The 17,905-nt window shown below is 57.1% G+C and carries 15 protein-coding genes; 12 read left to right on the top strand and 3 right to left on the bottom strand.

Annotated features, from left to right (window positions below):
- Nucleotides 1-170: 170 nt before the first annotated feature.
- A complete protein-coding gene (locus ABD890_RS13770) occupies nucleotides 171-1,028 on the bottom strand; it encodes a PspA/IM30 family protein (protein WP_345090293.1) in 858 nt (285 codons plus the stop codon).
- A 603-nt stretch (nucleotides 1,029-1,631) separates the two neighbouring features.
- Between ABD890_RS13770 and ABD890_RS13765 the strand changes: the two genes are divergently transcribed.
- On the top strand, nucleotides 1,632-1,835 hold the full coding sequence (locus tag ABD890_RS13765) for a hypothetical protein (RefSeq protein WP_345090290.1): 204 nt from the start codon (nucleotides 1,632-1,634) through the stop codon (nucleotides 1,833-1,835).
- Between the two features lie 31 nt (nucleotides 1,836-1,866).
- Here ABD890_RS13765 and ABD890_RS13760 read toward each other — a convergent pair whose 3' ends face one another.
- Nucleotides 1,867-2,871, bottom strand: coding sequence for an EamA family transporter (locus ABD890_RS13760; protein WP_345090287.1), 1,005 nt, complete (start codon nucleotides 2,869-2,871; stop codon nucleotides 1,867-1,869).
- A 99-nt stretch (nucleotides 2,872-2,970) separates the two neighbouring features.
- Between ABD890_RS13760 and ABD890_RS13755 the strand changes: the two genes are divergently transcribed.
- The 11 genes from ABD890_RS13755 (at nucleotide 2,971) to ABD890_RS13705 (ending at nucleotide 15,994) form a co-directional block, all read left to right on the top strand.
- Complete coding sequence (locus tag ABD890_RS13755; RefSeq protein ID WP_345090284.1) at nucleotides 2,971-4,134, top strand: hypothetical protein; 1,164 nt, start codon at nucleotides 2,971-2,973, stop codon at nucleotides 4,132-4,134.
- A 249-nt stretch (nucleotides 4,135-4,383) separates the two neighbouring features.
- A complete protein-coding gene (locus ABD890_RS13750) occupies nucleotides 4,384-5,430 on the top strand; it encodes an ROK family protein (RefSeq protein WP_345090281.1) in 1,047 nt (348 codons plus the stop codon).
- A gap of 95 nt (nucleotides 5,431-5,525) precedes the next feature.
- Nucleotides 5,526-7,337 (top strand): translation elongation factor 4, encoded by a 1,812-nt coding sequence (gene lepA / locus ABD890_RS13745; RefSeq protein ID WP_345090278.1) that lies wholly within the window; start codon nucleotides 5,526-5,528, stop codon nucleotides 7,335-7,337.
- 96 nt (nucleotides 7,338-7,433) lie between these two features.
- Nucleotides 7,434-8,693, top strand: a complete 1,260-nt coding sequence (locus ABD890_RS13740) for a S26 family signal peptidase (RefSeq protein ID WP_345090275.1) — start codon at nucleotides 7,434-7,436, stop codon at nucleotides 8,691-8,693.
- Nucleotides 8,694-8,856: 163 nt separating this feature from the next.
- Nucleotides 8,857-10,605: a signal peptidase I gene (gene lepB, locus ABD890_RS13735; protein WP_345090272.1), complete on the top strand. Its 1,749-nt coding sequence runs from the start codon at nucleotides 8,857-8,859 to the stop codon at nucleotides 10,603-10,605.
- A 21-nt stretch (nucleotides 10,606-10,626) separates the two neighbouring features.
- A complete protein-coding gene (lptB, locus tag ABD890_RS13730; RefSeq protein ID WP_345090269.1) occupies nucleotides 10,627-11,397 on the top strand; it encodes an LPS export ABC transporter ATP-binding protein in 771 nt (256 codons plus the stop codon).
- A gap of 27 nt (nucleotides 11,398-11,424) precedes the next feature.
- Nucleotides 11,425-12,450 carry a class I SAM-dependent methyltransferase gene (locus ABD890_RS13725; protein ID WP_345090266.1) on the top strand — a complete coding sequence of 342 codons (1,026 nt, stop codon included), beginning with the start codon at nucleotides 11,425-11,427 and terminating at the stop codon, nucleotides 12,448-12,450.
- A gap of 105 nt (nucleotides 12,451-12,555) precedes the next feature.
- On the top strand, nucleotides 12,556-13,041 hold the full coding sequence (locus ABD890_RS13720; protein WP_345090263.1) for a hypothetical protein: 486 nt from the start codon (nucleotides 12,556-12,558) through the stop codon (nucleotides 13,039-13,041).
- A gap of 209 nt (nucleotides 13,042-13,250) precedes the next feature.
- Entirely contained in the window at nucleotides 13,251-13,646 is a 396-nt protein-coding gene (locus tag ABD890_RS13715) for a BlaI/MecI/CopY family transcriptional regulator (RefSeq protein ID WP_345090260.1), read from the top strand.
- Nucleotides 13,646-15,133, top strand: coding sequence for a M56 family metallopeptidase (locus tag ABD890_RS13710; RefSeq protein WP_345090257.1), 1,488 nt, complete (start codon nucleotides 13,646-13,648; stop codon nucleotides 15,131-15,133). Before ABD890_RS13715 ends, ABD890_RS13710 begins: the two co-directional genes overlap by 1 nt.
- 69 nt (nucleotides 15,134-15,202) lie before the next feature.
- Complete coding sequence (locus tag ABD890_RS13705) at nucleotides 15,203-15,994, top strand: class I SAM-dependent methyltransferase (protein WP_345090254.1); 792 nt, start codon at nucleotides 15,203-15,205, stop codon at nucleotides 15,992-15,994.
- 23 nt (nucleotides 15,995-16,017) lie between these two features.
- On the opposite strand, the gene ABD890_RS13700 is transcribed toward ABD890_RS13705, so the two are convergent.
- A complete protein-coding gene (locus ABD890_RS13700) occupies nucleotides 16,018-17,868 on the bottom strand; it encodes a mechanosensitive ion channel family protein (protein ID WP_345090251.1) in 1,851 nt (616 codons plus the stop codon).
- Between the last annotated feature and the right edge of the window lie 37 nt (nucleotides 17,869-17,905).

Here is a 17,905-nt window from a genome sequence, read left to right as displayed (position 1 = left end):
AAGCTGGCGTCGATATTATTACCAGGTGGCAGCTCCCCAGGTTTCGGCGATTCGATCCTTGGCCTTGGGCGTTCCCTCGATTGGCCTGCGCGTGCCGAGATGGCGATCGACTTAGTCCAAGTCGTCGCCATCCCGTTCTCGCTGGAGATCTTCAAGGGTCGTTCCGTGCCCTAGTTGAGCTGCGACAGCTCGATTCGCTTGGTCAGCTGTTCGCTGGCCTTGGTGTCGATTTCGACCAGTTCTTCGTCCACTTCGAGCTCGATTTCGAGACCGAAGTAGCTGGCGACTTCCTGGCTGATATCGGCGTCGACCTGTTCATCCAGCTGGATTTCGCCAGCCATTTCACCGTCGACATCGACCATGCGTTCGGCCACGTCGATCCGGGTGCGGATCTCGTCGATCAGACGCTTGGTCTTCGACAGATGGCTGTCGTCGAAGGCAAACTTGCTGGAGGTCTGGGCGACTTCCACCATCTTCTGGCGAGCTTCCAGGTTCTCGACGTCGACTTCCAACTGCCGACGAGCAGTCAGCATGCCATCGAGCTTGGCTCGTGCGGCATCCAGACCTTGCTGACGAGCACGCAAGATGCTTTCCAGCTTCACGCGGGTTGCATCCTGAGTCTTGAACCGTTCAAAACGACCCACCAGGTCGGTCTGGACGGCGTTTCGGCTGTACGAATGACCGGCATAGGTGAAGTGGGTACTACCACTATCCAGGTCGTTCTTCAGACGAACGATGTCGGTCTTGCTGGAAGCCAGCTTTTCTTCCATGTCGTTCAGTCGACCTTCAAGACGTTCGACTTCGACTTCTTCCTTTGCAATCAAATGCATGTTTCGACGAATCTCTGGAGTGAGATCCGTAATCATCTTACGGGCCCGATCGAGCTCGAACTCGACGGGAACATTGTTCTTAACGCTGTCTTTCAGTCGGCTGGCCGACGTCGAGATGTAGCTAAATGCGTCGGTTCCAAACAGGAGCCCGACGAGCAGTGCGGCACCGGCACTAGTGCATGCGAGTTTTCTGACCATGACTCAACCCTCTCATCAAATAAACGGAATGACCCTCGAACTTTTCCTGCTCGGCATACCTTTCTGGATCACAAAGGTCTGCGTGACCGAGCGGCTAACTTGCAGGCATAGATAGGAGTTCGCCGCCGATTTGCCGATCTTTGGATTTTTTTCCCGTTTTTTGACATGCTGTCAGCGGGACCGGTGACGAGAGCAGAAATAGGCCCAAAATCGACGCTTCACCCAGATGGGGCGTTTTGGGAGCGATCGGGCATAATGCCCCTCCCAAGCCCCTTAGTGCTAGCGGAAAGCTGCGGTAAAACGCTGGCTCGACCTCAAAAGGTGGGACAGTTAGGATGGCAGCTGGTGAGAAAAGTGTTGATGAAAATGGCAGTCGTTGCCTCAAGACCACACAGTTCCGCCGGCGGTCAGCCGCAAAATGAAAAGGGCCGAGAAGCCCCAACTGATTGAAAAATTTCACCTTAGGAACGAATCGCGAAGCCCCATTTAGAAATTGTGCGAACTTGGCACCATGGTTGCGGTGTCATGTTGTGACCTGAAGCCGTCCACTTAACGAGCAGTTTGATCACCATGCAAACGGCTCGATCGGTTAGGAGATTTCCAATGGATCACTCGACGCCATTCAAACTGGTTCACGAACCACCGAAGAACCCTGAGGGGAACTTTGTGGTCTACCAGCCGCTCCCCGAAGATTCGCTGGCTTTGTTGTCGGATTGGATGGATCACGCTCTAGAGATCCTGGAAGAAGAAAACGCCAAGTTCGTCTCGCCTATTTCCAATCGCAAGAACTTGGTCAGCCAACGATAGACTCGGGCTAAAAACTATACCGTAGTCCTAATTACCGGCCGTCCTCTGGGGCGGCCGACACGACTACCGGACCACTCTTCGCTGAGTTCTCAGCCTGCCGGGTTACCGGTCTTTCTTTAAGACCCATCAGAACCACACCCAGCACTGTAAGCACCACGCCAAAAGCCAGGTTGATGGTGAACGCTTCGTGGAAGATCATCACCCCAGCCAATGCCGAAAGCGGATTTTGGAGCGAGTTCGCCGCGTTCCCGATGTTCACGGGGGCATAGCGAAACGACAACGTCAGGGCGACAAACGCGGCTGCGTTCAACAGGCCGGCGACAAGCAGCACGCCATATTGGGGCATTGTGGTACTGGCGATCTGATCAAATCCCGCGGTGATATAACCTAGCGGTCCCAGAATCAGCACGCCGACGCAGCAGATCAGCGACGTACTGAGGGCCATGCTGACCTCACGCGAGACCCCTCGACGGATAGCCACACTCAAGAAGGCATAAGAAATACCGGCAACCATCGGCGCGAAAATGCCCGCGATAATCAGCGTCCAGCCGGTCTGATGATTCACGACCGATTGAATTGCTCCTCGACCTGCCAGACTGAGCGAAACAAGCGCTAATACCAGCGAAAACGTTCCCCAGGCCTGCCAGCGAGTCAGCGATTCCTGGAGCAGCAACTTGCTGATGACAACCCCCACCACGATCATCGTCCCCAGACAAAGGGGAACGCTCATCGCGACTCCGACCACGCCGAAGCTCCACTGCAGGGTCGCATTCCCCAAAAGCTGGCTGGAAGTCGCGGCAGCGATCAATATCAACAGAGACGACACCTTCGGGAAGGGGGATCGGCCGGTCCAGACTTGCCAGATAGCGACCGGGCCAAAGATCGCGACCGTCGGAATCGCTTTCAGAAACGAAACCCAAATCGGATCAAGGTCGGTCAGCCAGCGCAAACAAACGTTCGCCAGCGAGTACCCCACCGCAGCTAAAACGCCGCAAAAGAGGCCGAGCCAATCGCTCGTTGAGGTTCGCTCAGTCATACGGTTCCAGGGAAATCGGTCACATGCTACCGCAGATCTGTGGTCGACATTCACAGGTCTACGGTCTATTCTGTCGGGGGTATGGGACAGGGAATGGCCATGAATGACACAATTACCCATCATCTGATTCGACAACTACATCGCTCGCCGTGGCGAATGACAGCCGTCGTTACCGGCGGGGGAAGCGAAGCCCTCAGCCAACTGCTGAGCGTGCCTGGTGCGTCGGACACCGTGCTTGAAGCCATCATTCCGTACTCGGCGGCTTCCCTTGAAGACTTTCTCCACTTCAAGCCCACCCATTATTGCAGTCGAGCCACAGCCCAGGCCATGGCCATGCGGTCCTTTTTCAGGGCTCGCGAATTGCAATCTCGAATTTCTCCGACAGATATTGATGACATGCACCTGGTGGGGATTGGCTGCAGCGCCAGTTTGCGGAGTCTGCGTCCCAAAAAAGGAGAGCACCGCGTTCACATCGCCGTGCAAACCGCCACCAGCAGCAGCATCGCCTCGCTGGTCTTAACGAAAGATACCCGAGATCGCGGCCGAGAAGAGAACGTCGTTGCGGCGCTGCTCCTCAATCGCCTGGCCGATGCGACCGGTATCAGCGATCGCATTCCGCTGGACCTGCTTCCAGGAGAACGCGTCGACGAGACGGCTGCCGTCGCATGGCCCTCGTGGACCGAGTTGATGCTGGGTCAACGTTATGCGGCCTGCGTTCCGCGGGCACTTGAAGAAAACACGACCGGAGACTTCCGGGGCGTCCTCTTCCCTGGGGCTTTTAATCCGCTGCACGAAGGCCACGTACGCATGGCCGAGATCGCCGAAAAATTGACCGGACATCCAGTCGACTTCGAGATCTCGATCGAAAACGTCGACAAGCCGCCGCTCGACTTCTTCTCGATCCAGTCGCGTGCCCGGCAGTTCGATGGCCCGCTACGCTGTTGGCTGACTCGCGCTCCGACCTTCCTTGAGAAGTCAAAGATCTTCCCGGAAGCGACGTTTGTCGTGGGTGCCGATACGATCGTGCGAATCGCCGAACCACGCTACTACGACGACTCGCCCCAGCTTCGAGACGCCGCGTTGGAAGAGTTTCGCCAGCAAAACTGCCGCTTCCTCGTCTTCCCTCGGGTCGTCGATGAAGACTTCCAGGCCTTCGAAGACCTAACCTTGCCGCCCGCTTTGGCCAATTTGTGCCAGCCAGTCCCTGCTTCCGAGTTTCGGATGGATATCTCCTCTTCCGAGATTCGTAGTGGGGGCAAATAGCGCAAAGCTTCTCAATCAAACCAACACTCCACACGCCCCCTATCCCGATAGCTCGGGCAACCAAGCGATTCTGCCGCTTCGCCACCGGGCCAGTTGGCAACCGCCGGCAGTAGGAGTTGGATCAAATCAACCTTACACGCGAGATGCGCGTAACAATGGGGCCGATTGCGGCTGTAAGCTCCCTTTCTTATGATTGAGGTCGCTCGGCGTCTACTAGCCGCAATGTCCCCTGAATATGAAGGCCGAAACATGACCACCGCTCCCCATATCGAACCAGGCAAAGAGACTCTGCCGCTCTTCTGTGGTGTGGACGTTGGTGGCACGAATATCAAGATCGGCCTGGTCGACGATCACGGCAACACGGTTCAGTACAAGAAGATCGCGACCAACGAAACCGAAGGGCCTCAGCGGTACATGGAGCGATCGACCGAAGTCATCCAAGAGATGATGAAGGCGATCAATCGCCCAATGAACGACATCACCGCCATCGGTCTCGCCACGCCTGGCACGATGGACATTGCCGGCGGGATGCTGCTGGAACCCCACAATCTGCCGAACTCGTACAACTTTCCGATCCGCGATTGCCTGTCGAAGCTGACCGGCCGGCCGGTGATCTATGCTAACGATGCCAACGCGGCGGCATTCGGCGAATATTGGCTCGGCTCGGGCAAAGAATTCCGCAGCATCGTCCTGCTGACCCTGGGCACTGGCGTCGGTGGCGGCATTATTGTGGAAGATCTGCTGATCGATGGCGAACATAGCCATGGCGGCGAGTTGGGTCACATCATCATCGATTTCAGCGAAACGGCCCGGACCATTCCAACCGGGCAACGAGGGCACCTCGAGGCCTACGCTAGCGGCACGGCGATCATCAAACGGACCGCTGAAGCCCTGCAAGGCGACCTCCAGAAAGAGAGCTCGCTGCATGCCCGGATCGACGCCGGCGAGAAGCTCACCCCCTTGATGGTGGCGGAAGAAGCGGAAAAAGATGACTCGTTATCGCTGCATATTGTCATGGAAACGGCCCGCTATCTCGGAATCGGCATCGTCTCGCTGATGCACACGATTGACCCTGGGGCAGTCATTCTCGGTGGGGCCATCAACTTCGGCGGCCACGATACCGAACTGGGTTGCAAGTTTCTGGATCGGGTCCGCCAAGAGGTCAAAGCTCGGGCATTTCCGGTCCCGGCCCAGAAGACGGTGGTCGATTTCGCCCGTCTCGGGGGCGATGCCGGCTATTTGGGGGCTGCTGGCAAGGCCAGAGTCGTGGCTCACCGCGATTCCCTGACTGGCTAGTCCTGTAGTATAATGGGGCGTTTACCCGAATCATTCGGATACTCGCCAAGGTTCAGCAGTCGAACCACCAACCAGCGCAGGGCACCTTCATCACGATGGCAATCATCGACCAGAAGTACATTCGTAATTTCTGCATCATCGCGCACATCGACCACGGCAAAAGCACGTTGGCCGACCGTCTGCTGGAAAAGACCGCCACGGTCAGCTCGCGCGAAATGAAAGAACAACTGCTGGACGACATGGAAGTCGAACGCGAGCGTGGTATCACCATCAAGGCTCGCGCCGTCGCCATGCGCTACAAGCATGAAGGTCGCGAGTACGAAATCAACTTGATCGATACGCCTGGCCACGTCGACTTCCAATACGAAGTCGGCCGATCGCTGACCTGCTGCGAAGGCGCCGTGCTGCTGGTCGATGCCTTCCAAGGGGTCGAAGCCCAAACGGTTGCCAACGCCTTCATGGCAATGGAACACGATCTGGAAGTGGTTCCATGTCTCAGCAAGATCGACCTCAACCATGCTCGCCCGGTGGAAGTGGCTGAGGAAATCGAACAAACACTCGCCCTCGATGCGACCGACATCTGCGGTATCAGCGGCAAGACAGGGCAGGGGGTCGACGCGCTGCTGACCCGCATCATCGAACGTATTCCTGCCCCGACCGGTGATCGCGAATCGACGCTGCAAGCAATGGTGTTCGACTCGCACTACGACAAGTTCCGCGGTGCGATCACTTATGTCCGCGTGATGAACGGCCGCTTGAAGAAGGGGGACAAGATCCGCTTCGTCCGTGGTGGCACCAATCACGAAGTGCTGGAAGTGGGTCAGTTCGTGCCACGCCCGGTCGCTCGCGACGAACTCTCGGCCGGCCAGGTCGGTTACGTCATCTGCAATATCAAGTCGCTCGAACTGGTCAACATCGGCGATACGATCACCGTCCAAGGGGACAAAGGCGCCCCGGCATTGCCTGGTTACCAGGAACCGAAGCGGATGGTGTTCTGTGGCCTCTATCCATCCGATGGCCAAGACTTCGAACAACTTCGCGACGCCCTGAAGAGCCTGCGAATCAACGACCCCAGTTTCACGTTCGAGCCGGAAACGAGCGATGCGTTGGGCTTCGGTTTCCGCTGTGGCTTCCTCGGCCTGTTGCACATGGAAATCGTTCAGCAGCGTCTGGAACAAGAGGCCGACATCGACCTCGTGCAGACCGCACCGAACGTGACCTATCAGATCATCAATACGCAGGGCGAAAAGGTCGACATCCACAAGCCACAAGACGTGCCTGATGCCGGCGACATCGAAGAGTTCCTGCAGCCGATCGTCCGCGTCAGCTTGATTCAGCCGTCCGATTACATCGGTGCGGTCATGCAGCTTTGCAACGAGCGTCGTGGCATTCACGTTCGGACCGAGTACCTTTCGCCGACCCGTTCGATGTTGGTCTACGATATTCCTCTCGCGGAAGTGATCTACGACCTGCACGACAAGCTAAAGAGTGCCACCCGCGGCTACGGCACGATGGACTACGAAATTCGCGGCTACGAAACGGCCGACCTGGTTCGTATGGACATCCTGGTCAACGGCAAGCGAGTCGACGCCCTCAGCATCATTTGCGACCGTGCCGACGCCGATCGTCGTGGGCGGGCGGTCGTGAAGAAGTTGAAAGAGGAAATCGATCGTCATATGTTTGAAGTGGCCGTTCAGGCCGCCATCGGCAGCCGCGTGATCGCACGCGAAACGGTCAAAGCCCTCCGCAAGAACGTGACCGCCAAGTGTTATGGTGGTGACATCTCGCGTAAGCGAAAGCTGTGGGCCAAGCAGAAGGAAGGTAAGAAGCGTATGAAGTCGATCGGTTCGGTCGATATTCCGCAGAAGGCCTTCATGGCAGTTCTCGAAACTGGCGAGGACCGCTAAAAAGACGCCTCGCGCCCCATCAGGCCAAACTAGAATGGAAAAGGCGACGGTTCCCCAGATCATCGCCTGACATCCCTGCCCGAACCGGAGGATTCCATGCGACTTGGCCCGTTGTTGATCTTGCTGATCTTCACTGCGTCGATGGCGGCTTTCGCTATCGCAACGGCAACACCGGCTCCCAAGTACCGCGTTGCCAGCGGCTCGATGGCTCCGACGTTGCTCGGCCCGCACTACCATCAGCATTGCCAGTCTTGCCAGGCCGAGAGCGTCCTCGATGGCGGCAATCTTCCAGAACTAACGACCTGTCCGAACTGCGGCTTTCAAGCCAATGTCGTCGATACTTCCCAAATTCATCGAGGAAGCGAACTCGTCTGGGAACCGATCACCCTCGACGAGCTTCGCCGCTGGGACATCGTCTTACTACAGAACCCTGACGACGCGAACGATTGGCAAGTCAAACGAGTCGCCTTTCTCCCCGGCGAATCACCTCGCATCGAAGCCGGCGAACTGTATCGCGGCACCCGGCTGATCCGCAAGTCGCCTCAGGAACGCGAAGCCGTGAAGCAGTTGGTCTACGATCAAAGCTACGAATCGCCCGAGTATCCTCGGTTCTTGAGCCAGCGAGCCACCAGCAGCGGTTGGAACGTCCGTCGCGGTTCAATCGGCTTTGCACCGATCAGTCACCAACCCGATAGCGACGATGATTGGCTGATCTATCACCATCAGCGTTGCCTTCCTCCGCCGAGCCCTATCGGTAACGATGCTCCGCCGCTGGATAGCTACGCCTACAACCACAATGTCTCGCGAGAACTCTTTCCGGCGAATGACCTGTGGCTGGAATGGACCTTCGGGCACTGGATGGCCGATCGCTTGATTCTGAAGATGCCCCAAGGAGACGACTTCACGACGATCACCATCGACTCGCAGGCCCGCACGGTCACCGCCCACAGTTGGCGTCAGACGGTCGAGCTTCCACTGGATGTCGATTCGCTGGAGAAGCGAACGATCCGGGCCGGCCGCTGCGACGGGCAGTGGTTTGTCGAGATTTCCGATCCCGGCAAGCAGCGTTTCTTTCCTCTGGGTGCGGCGGTCGAACCGATTGGCAGCGAGCCCTTCGCCCTGAAGATTGAAGGAGGTCAGGCCGTCCTTCGCGAGACCAAAATCTTCCGCGACATTGTCTGGCTCGGAGCCCCCCGCAGCGAACTGGACTGGTCGCTGGGTCGCGAGTTGACCGAGCATGAAATCTTCGTCCTGGGTGACAACGTCCCGATCTCTGCGGACTCGCGCGGGAAGCTGGGGGCGGTCGATGCTCGCAAGAGTTTGCGTGGCAAGGTGTTGCGAGTGCTAGCGGACTGACCCTCCATCGGCACTACGCCTGCACGACCCGCGCTGCGTCAGATTGGCCGATTAGTTATAGTGAGAGGTGCCTTGTTTCCGAACCGCCTCGAAGAAAGGCCTTCGCGTCGGTTCCCATTCACCCGCGATTCTCCTTCCACCGGAGAACGGAGCAGAGACCTCAATGGCCAAGAAGAAGCGTGCCTCGTCGCCGATCGCGCCGAAGAATGCGACCAATTCCAAGTCGCGTAAAGCGGGTGATTCGGATCACTTTGCCGTGACTCGCGAGTTCGTCGAGTCGCTGGTCGTGGCCGTGATTCTGGCACTGCTGTTCCGGGCGTTTGAAGCCGAAGCGTTCGTGATTCCGACCGGCTCGATGGCCACCACGCTTCTGGGTCGCCATAAAGATGTCGTCGACGAATACACCGGCTACGAATACACCGTCGGCTCTAGCGGCGAAGTCGACCGCTCCACCAACAAGCAAGTTCAGAACGTGGTCGAAGCGATCGATCCGCTTTACCACCGCCTGACCGATGTCAGCGATAATCCGTCCTACAGCGGCGACCGCATTCTGGTCAGCAAGTTCGCTTACGACTTCGCCGATCCGGCGCGCTGGGATGTCATCGTCTTCAAGTATCCGATCGAGCCGCAGACGAACTACATCAAGCGATTGATCGGGCTGCCAGGCGAAACCGTCCGGATCTTCCATGGCGACATCTACATCAAGAAGCCGGGCGAGACCGAGTTCAAGATCGCCCGCAAGCCGCCTGCCAAACAACTGACGCTGCATCGGCTGATTTACGATACCGACTACCCATGTCCGATTCTGGAGAAGGCTGGCTTCCCTGATCGCCTGGAAGTTTATCCTTCCGACACGCGAGCCAACTGGACCAAGGAAGAGAACGGGGCTTGGGTCTGCCATCCGAAAGGAAGCCCGACCTGGCTTCGCTATCGGCATGTCCTGGCCGACAACGGCAAGAACGTCAGCTACTGGGCATTGGCCGAGACCGGGCAGCGCGTCAACACGCAGGAAGCTCGCGAAGAGTGCAGCCAGCTGATCACCGACTTCAGCGCCTACAACACCGACACGACCAACCATTTCCGCAATCGCCGCACCAGTTCAGGCATGCACTGGGTGGGCGACTTAATGCTGGAATGCAACGCTGAGATCCGCAGCGAAACCGGTACGTTCTCGCTCGACCTGGTCGAAGGGGGCACGCACTTCCGCTGCGACATTGATGTTGCCACCGGCATGGCAACGTTGAACGCCGATAAATCTTCGATCAAGTTCGACGAACCAGGCAAGATTGAAGCCCAGACTTCGATCAAAGGCCCTGGCACCTATCAACTTCGCTTCGCCAACACCGACGACGAACTTCGCCTGTGGGTTGATGGCAGCCTGGTCACGTTCTCGTTACCGGCAACCTACACGCCTCAAGCGGAAGTCGTTCCGATGTGGAGCGAGCAAGATCCTGGCGACCTGCTGCCGGTCGGTTTCGGCACCACCGATGTCGAGTTCAAGCTGAGCAGCGTGCGTGTCTTCCGTGATGTCTATTACATCGCCGATGGCAAGCAGTTCGAGTTCGGTCGCCAATCGAATACGCTTCTCGACTATCAGCGTGACAGCCACCCAGGCTGGAATGCTCCGTCGGACGACGAGATCCGGGAAGTGATGACCGACCCGGCCCGCTGGAGTACGACGAGCTTGTTCCGTTCGCGTCGCGAAGCGGTCTTCACACTGGAAGATGGGCAATATTTCCCCTTGGGGGACAACAGCGCCGAGAGTCAGGATGGTCGCCTCTTCCCGCTCGGTCAGCAATTTGTGCCACAGCACATGTTGATCGGGAAGGCACTTTTCGTGTATTGGCCACATTCCAAGAACACGCCCGTTCCGTTTTTCCCTAACTTCGCCCGGATGAAGTTCATTCAGTAAACGGCAGGAAACGCAGGATTCATGGACGAATCAACGATTCTTTCAGCTCAGAACCTCGTCAAAACGTACGGACGACGTCGCGTTGTCGATGGCGTCAGCTACGAAGTGAAGCGAGGCGAAATCGTCGGTCTGCTCGGATCGAACGGTGCCGGTAAGACCACCAGCTTCCGCATGACCTGCGGCATGGTCACGCCGAACGAAGGCCGCGTCGAGCTGAATGGCAAAGACGTTACCTTGTGGCCGATGTTCAAGCGTTGCCGTGACGGCGGCATGGGGTACCTGGCTCAGGACAGCAGCGTCTTCCAGAAGCTGACCGTCGAACAGAACCTGCTGGGCGTGATGGAACTGCTGCGGATCGATTCGTACCATCGCAAGATGCGCTGCGAAGAACTGCTGGACCGGTTTGATATCACGCACATTCGCAAGTCGAAAGCCAAGAGCCTCTCGGGCGGTGAACGTCGCCGTCTGGAAATCGCTCGCTGTTTGGTCTCGGACCCCGAGATCATCATGCTCGACGAACCTTTCACCGGGATCGACCCGGTCACCGTCGACAGCATTCAGTTGGTCATTCGCGAGCTACGCGAAAGCGGCATCTCGATTCTGATCACCGACCACCAGGCGGAAAAGACGTTGGAAATCGTCGACCGCTGCTACGTCGTCCATCGGGGAAACATCCTTTGCCATGGTTCTCCCGACGAAGTCGTCCGTCATCCGGAAGCGGTGAAGTACTACTTCGGCAATCTGTCTCGCAACAACTTTGGCGACCGAGGCGACCTGGACGCAGCGGCCTAATCCGACAACCACAATCGAGAACCGCCGATGGCACACCGCGTGTTTCAAAGCTGGAATGGCTGTGACGGTGAGATCGGATTGGAGATCAGCGCCCAATCGGCATGCCCCATCTCGGGCACGTACGACGGGGTCGTTGTCTACAACCGCGATCGCTATGGGTTCCCTATGCGGACAGTGATCTCGAAGGCAACTGGCCTGGTCTACACCGATCCCCGCCCCGCCGACGACGCCATCGACGACTTCTATCGCAATGGCTATCGCCGGTTCTACAAATCCGCCCCGGTTCCGAAGTGGAAGCATACCGCCCGCAACGCCCGGATCGCGGGGCAGCGGATGGATGTCATCCAGTCGCTGACCACCAAAGGCTCGACCGTCCTGGATGTTGGCACCGGCTCGGGCGAACTGCTTTACGTGGGTCGCCGCGCCGGCCTCGAGATGCAAGGCATCGAAGCCGATCAGGCCTATGCCCAGTTTGGCCGTCGTAGCTATGGCGTGAAGATCATCAATCAATCGCTGCAAAGAGCACGATTGCCGGAAGCCCATTTCGATGTCGTCACGATCTACCACGTCCTAGAGCACCTGGCCGATCCGACCGCCGCATTGAAGAAGCTGGCTACCGCTTTGAAGCCGGGCGGACACCTGGTGATCGAAGTGCCGAATGTCGACTCACTCGACGCGCAGTTCCGGCAGAAGTGGCACCCTGGCCACTTGTTCCATTTCAACTGTGCGACTCTTTCGGCATTGGCAAACGTCTGCGGATTCGAGGTCGTGACGGTCTATACCTGCGACCGGCTGAGCGTGGTGTGGGCCATTTTGAAGAAGCCCGAAGTGGCGGTCGATCGCCGCTGGCCTTACTTGATCGAGGGCAACTTCGATCACACCTGGCAGATCCTGCAAAGCCAGGCTCGTCAAAGCTGGATGACCAATCTTAAGCACAAGTTCATGCGAAACAGCAAGAAGCTGCAGCGCAATCTTCACGAATGGATCAGCGCGATGTCGGAACCAAGCCATCGCAAGCTGGTCGACAAGGTTTCACGCCGCAAAGCCGCATAGCGACCGCATTGGTTTGCCTGACATTCTCAGGCCCGATATGATCAACCGGTGTGGTCAACGCGTTACTTTCTTGCGCCACCGATCATCGCTGGAAGCTTTTCGGTCATGCCATCTGCCCCAAGTGCTCAGAACCCTTTCCGTAGTCCCTCGCCAGAAGAAACGGCTGCGCCGGCTACCTCTTCGGTTGCTTACGGCCTGGGGGTTGCCTCCACGGTGATCATGACCTGTGGCGTGATTTACCTGCTGCTGGCAATTGTGGCAGTGCCGTTGTCGATTCAGATGTATCGTACGGTTTCCTCCGATACCGATAGTTACGGTCAACCGGCGTTCTACCTGGAAAGCGCCTTGAAAGCGATCGTTTACGAAATCGCTTATGCCGTGCTGGGTGGCTTGCTGGTGTATGCCGGCTGGTCGATTCGCAAACGCAAGAACTACTGGGTTAGCGTGATCGGTTCGTTGGCAGGATGCTTACCCCTCCCTCTGGTGCTCGTGTCTTTCTTTCCTTCGGTATGGGCACTATGGAAGTTATCGCGTCCGGTCATTCGTGGTCAGTTTGTCACTCAGATCGTGCCCCCCGATGGCGATTCTTAGTTCCGAACCGTTTGCCGTGAATTTGCCTTGGACATAGCATTTTGCACATTTGTCCTCGTGCCCAACGCAAGATAATTCTGGTATCGTTGTTCTAAACGTTTCGGGGGGCGAAACTTTCAGCCAGGAGTACGGTTTAACTTAGTACCGTATCTACGGCCGCAAGACATTCGATCGAATTCCCATCTCGTACCCTACCCACTCCGATATCAATGGCCAGGCCCAAACAGGAAACTCCTACCTCCGGTGAACTGGAGGTACTTAAAGTCCTTTGGAAACGCGGACCCAGTACGGTCCGCGAAGTTCTTGAGGAACTCAATCAACAAGGCCGCACGCGAGCTTACACTTCGGTGATGAGCTTGATGAATGTGATGGCCGACAAAGCCTTGCTGGAACGCGAGCCCCTCGGCCGTGCTTTTCAGTACTCTGCCAAGAAGCCCCAAGAGAAGACGCTCGGCGGAATCGTCAGCGATTTGCTCGGACGCGTCTTCGAAGGCTCAGCACCGACACTGGTAGCCCATCTTCTGGAAGAAACCAAACCCAACGCCGTCGAACTCGATGAAATTCGTAAGGCATTAAAGCAGTACGAAGAGGAGAATGAGACCTGATGTGGAGTCTCCTGCAAAGCCCGCTGGGAATGAAGCTCACCCTTGTCCTGCTTCATTTTCTCTGGCAAGCAACTCTCCTCTTTGGTTTCTGGCGGCTGGCCATCTCGCTGCTTTGCATCCGTACCCCTCAGGCACGCTATAGCGGGGCCTTAGGGACGTTGCTGCTGATGATCTGCTGCCCTGTGTTAACGTTCTGCTTGATCGACTCGACGAGCCTTCCCACAGCAATCGATCAAACCGCAATCGCAGCGACGCCGATCGCGATCGATTTGCCCGAGTTAGCCTCCTCGGATGATCTCGCCGGACAAGCACTTTCCATTGCCTATTCGCTTGCCGGCGATAGCCCGGTTGAAGCCCTTTCGCTTGGCGATTGGATCGTCCGCTCGCAGCCGTACTTGATTCTGGTCTGGAGCGTAGGCGTGTTGATGCTGGGCACGCGCCTGTTCCTTGGCTACATCGGCACGATCTGGCTGCGACGATCGCAATTAGCGCCTGTTGAATCCGACTTGCTCGTACGCTTTGCCAATCTGGCAACACGCTTGAACCTGCTGCAGTTGCCTCCGATTGCCTACTCCAAGCGGATCGGCCAGGCGATGACCGTCGGCCTGCTACGTCCGATGGTCCTGCTGCCGGCAGCTTGGGCGGCTTCGATCTCGCCAGAGATCCTCGACGCCGTCCTCGCCCATGAACTGGCGCACATTCGTCGCCAAGACCTGTGGATCAATTTCCTGCAGCGTCTGGCTGAAACGTTGTTCTTCTATCATCCGGCCGTCTGGTGGCTGTCGTCCGAGATCCGTCAAACGCGAGAGTCGTGTTGTGACGAACTCGCTGTCGAAGCTTTGGGCCAACGATTGCATTATGCTCGATCGTTGCAAGAGGTCGCTCACTGGCAATTGGAACAGCCTGCTTCGTCGCTGGCGACTCCGTTCCTGGGAGGGCCGCAGCAAAAGCTGTTGGATCGCGTGCGTCATATTCTCGGCATGGCAACTCCACCGTCAGGCGAGCGTTGCTGGGCAGCAGGCTTATTGCTCGCTTCCATTCCGGTTTGGCTTTGGATGCTGTCGGCGATCTTTTGGCCTGACTCGGCACCGCAAGCGTTGGCGAAAGACCGTCAGTCCACGATTGTCGAACTGAAAGATACTGAACTCGAGGACGCCGCACCAGCATCGGCTTCCCCTGAGCCTGCCATGCGTGACCATCTCGAGCCGCACCACCACGGCTTAGAACACCATGCCGACCTCCATCGTCATGGACACCATCATCATCACCACGACGACGCGATCGATAATGTTCGCCAAGACGACCAAGAGATGCTGGAAGTCTTGAAGCAGCTCCAGCAAGAGGTTCGCTCGCTGCGTGTGGAAGTTGAACAACTTCGTCAGCGACCGCCGTTGCCACCGCCAGCCGTACAGCGTCGCATGATGCAGCAGCGTCCCAAGGTAGTACCGTTCTGGCATCAATTGGCCGAAGGGCTCGACGACGAGTAGTCTTCTCGTGCCGACCAGCGTATAACAAGCGGCAAACCTTACTCGCTTCGTTTTGACCAACAGCCTGCAATGAATTCTTCGCCTTCCTCCCGCCCCTCGTGGCAGCTTCCTACTGGCGTTACCCGTGGTTCGCTCGACTACATCGAGTCGGCCGCGATCGCGGATGGCTACGACGAAGATCTTGCGTTCGGCAGCGACTTCCAGTTCGACGAAGAGACCATCGCCAACTTCATTCCGCCGGAAGGCCTGGTGGCGGACCTCGGCTGTGGCACAGCTCGGGCACTGATTCCGCTGGTTCGCCGAGGCAACCGGGGACTCGCGGTCGATCTTTCGCCAGAGATGCTACGCATCGTCGCCGAGAAAGCGAAGCAAGAGCAGCTCGACATCGCGTGTGTCGAAGCCAATCTGTGCGAGCTCGACATGATTGCGGACCAATCGGTCGATCACGCGATCTGCATGTTCAGTACCTTGGGCATGATCAAAGGGGCCGACAATCGTCGGACGTTCCTCGATCATACCTATCGCATGCTCAAGCCAGGCGGGCGATTCGTTGTGCACGTGCATAACTTCTGGTTCAACCTGTTTGAACCGAACGGAGCGTATTGGCTGGCATCGCACCTGGTGAAGTCGCGGATGACCAAAGGGATGGAACGGGGCGATAAGTACTATCGCTACCGCGGCATCCCCAATTTCTTTCTGCACGTCTTCAGCAAGGGAGAGTTTGCCCGAGCTTTGAAGCAAAGCGGCTTCAAAGTCGTGCGGCAGATTCCGCTGCGGATGGATCGCCAGGCAGAGCTCTCCAACGCGTGGCTGTTCGGCGGATGGCGTGCGAGCGGTTGGATCGCGTTGTGCGAGAAATAACGCGAACCGTTCCTCGATAACATCTACTTTTTCCGACGTCGCGAATCGATGTCGTCGTAGTGGAACGGTCCTGGAAAATCGACCAGGCCACGACGTTCGTTCGGCAGCGGCAATGGCCCTGCAATCTCGGCGGCGGCACGGCGTCCCGATTCTTCCGGCAATTCGTCGGCACCAGCGAAAGACTGGGGCTCTTCCTGATGTAGATGAATCGTTTGTGTTGGAAACGCGAATTGAACTCCCAGACGCTTGGCCAGACGAACGATCCCTACAAACAGCTTGTGGCGTTCGCGAAGTTCGATATTCCAGTCCGCGCAGTCGAGGTACAAGTTCACCAGGATATCGAGCGAGCTTGAATTGAACTCGTTTAAGAACACCTGGTAGTAGTCTTTTCGCGTGTAAGGCTGACGTCGAATCAGCTCGCGAATCCCTTCGCAGAAGGCATCGATTTGTTCTGGGGTCGTATCGTATTGCACACCAATCACCGTCTTAATCCGGCGAAAGGTTCGCTTCCCCATGTTGTCGACCTTGGCCGTTATGAGCAAGCTGTTCGGCAACGTCACCAGGCTGTTGTTGAATGTCCGGATCTTGGTACTGCGAAGTCCCATCGTTTCGACGGTACCTTCAACGCCTTCGGTAATCACCCAGTCGCCAATTTCAAACGGGCGATCCACCATCACGGTTAGCGAGCCGAAGATATTGCTCAGCGTCTCTTTCGCTGCCAAGGCAATCGCGATACCACCGATACCGAGCGAACCAAGCAAACCCACGATCGGCAACGAAAACGATTCGGCAAACACCAGAATGCCGATGCAGACCGAAAAGGTCTTCAATGTTTTGCTGATGGCCGGCAACAGCAGATCGTCGTACTTCTTGCCATTTCGCGCGGCGGCATGGATCAGGTGAACGATAACCAGATCGATCATCCGAAAGAAGAACCAGATTGCCGAAACGATCCCGAACAGCTGCACGCCGTAAAACAAAATCGTGCGAAACAGATCGGGCAGGCGGAAGAGCCACAGCCCGTAATACCAAGTGATCGCCATCGCCGTGAGCCCGATCGGCGTCCACGCCTTCTCGAATGCCTGGCGAATGTCTTCGTCGTTAGGCGTTCGTCCGAAGCGAATCCTGCGGATGAATCGCAAGAGCATCTGCAGGACGACATCGACAAGGTAGCCGGCCACAATCAATGCCAGCAAACAAATCCATTGATAGGTCGGTAGCAGAAAGTGTTCTTCGCGATAGAAAGGGGGAACCTGCGACTCGAGCCAAAGGGCAAAGGTTGGCTTCGGCTTCGTTTCGGATTCACCACTTTGTTCGTCACGCAGATCTTGCGCCTCGATATCAGGCGTGTACTTCTTCATCAGATCGCTAACGGCGGCGACAGCTTTCGTGCTGAACTGCCACAGCCCCTGGGGGCCTTTGGTCAGCGTGATCTTGGAAGCATCTTCCAATTGATCGACGGGAACCCTGCCATCGCCATCGCCGAAAACAGGAACCTCGATCTTGTCCGTCTCCTCTGGAACAAGGTCGGGGTTCACATCCCACAGCGTGGAAAGCAATTGGAACAATTCGTAGCAGAGATCGCGTTGCGAAAGCTTTTGAATTTCTGGCCGATCGCTGAAGTCGACACATGCAATCGCCGTATCGTAATCACCGTTCTCGATCGCCTCGAGAAATGTTTTGACCGTTACCTGGGGGTTGCCTTGCTTGAGGAGCAGCTTGGGATCGACCGCCGGGGCCTCCGCTGGCTTCTCGGCCGCAGCTCCATCGCCGGTGGTGATGCCAGGAATCGTCTGCGCATGGGCGGATGCTGCCAATAGCAGCAGGCAAAGCACGATGCCGCCAAACAGTTCGCGAATCAATTTGCTGGCCATGATGGGGGAAGTCAAACCGAACTACGTTAGGGAGATG

Origin of the sequence: Bremerella cremea (genome assembly GCF_039541315.1) — a bacterium.
Taxonomy (GTDB): Bacteria; Planctomycetota; Planctomycetia; order Pirellulales; family Pirellulaceae; genus Bremerella; species Bremerella cremea.
This window is presented reverse-complemented; position numbering and strand designations above follow the sequence as displayed.

Coding starts and splice junctions, on each gene's coding strand:
- ABD890_RS13770 (WP_345090293.1), bottom strand. CDS start 1,028: ATGGTCAGAAAACTCGCATGCACTAGTGCCGGTGCCGCACTGCTCGTC.
- ABD890_RS13765 (WP_345090290.1), top strand. CDS start 1,632: ATGGATCACTCGACGCCATTCAAACTGGTTCACGAACCACCGAAGAAC.
- ABD890_RS13760 (WP_345090287.1), bottom strand. CDS start 2,871: ATGACTGAGCGAACCTCAACGAGCGATTGGCTCGGCCTCTTTTGCGGC.
- ABD890_RS13755 (WP_345090284.1), top strand. CDS start 2,971: ATGAATGACACAATTACCCATCATCTGATTCGACAACTACATCGCTCG.
- ABD890_RS13750 (WP_345090281.1), top strand. CDS start 4,384: ATGACCACCGCTCCCCATATCGAACCAGGCAAAGAGACTCTGCCGCTC.
- lepA (WP_345090278.1), top strand. CDS start 5,526: ATGGCAATCATCGACCAGAAGTACATTCGTAATTTCTGCATCATCGCG.
- ABD890_RS13740 (WP_345090275.1), top strand. CDS start 7,434: ATGCGACTTGGCCCGTTGTTGATCTTGCTGATCTTCACTGCGTCGATG.
- lepB (WP_345090272.1), top strand. CDS start 8,857: ATGGCCAAGAAGAAGCGTGCCTCGTCGCCGATCGCGCCGAAGAATGCG.
- lptB (WP_345090269.1), top strand. CDS start 10,627: ATGGACGAATCAACGATTCTTTCAGCTCAGAACCTCGTCAAAACGTAC.
- ABD890_RS13725 (WP_345090266.1), top strand. CDS start 11,425: ATGGCACACCGCGTGTTTCAAAGCTGGAATGGCTGTGACGGTGAGATC.
- ABD890_RS13720 (WP_345090263.1), top strand. CDS start 12,556: ATGCCATCTGCCCCAAGTGCTCAGAACCCTTTCCGTAGTCCCTCGCCA.
- ABD890_RS13715 (WP_345090260.1), top strand. CDS start 13,251: ATGGCCAGGCCCAAACAGGAAACTCCTACCTCCGGTGAACTGGAGGTA.
- ABD890_RS13710 (WP_345090257.1), top strand. CDS start 13,646: ATGTGGAGTCTCCTGCAAAGCCCGCTGGGAATGAAGCTCACCCTTGTC.
- ABD890_RS13705 (WP_345090254.1), top strand. CDS start 15,203: ATGAATTCTTCGCCTTCCTCCCGCCCCTCGTGGCAGCTTCCTACTGGC.
- ABD890_RS13700 (WP_345090251.1), bottom strand. CDS start 17,868: ATGGCCAGCAAATTGATTCGCGAACTGTTTGGCGGCATCGTGCTTTGC.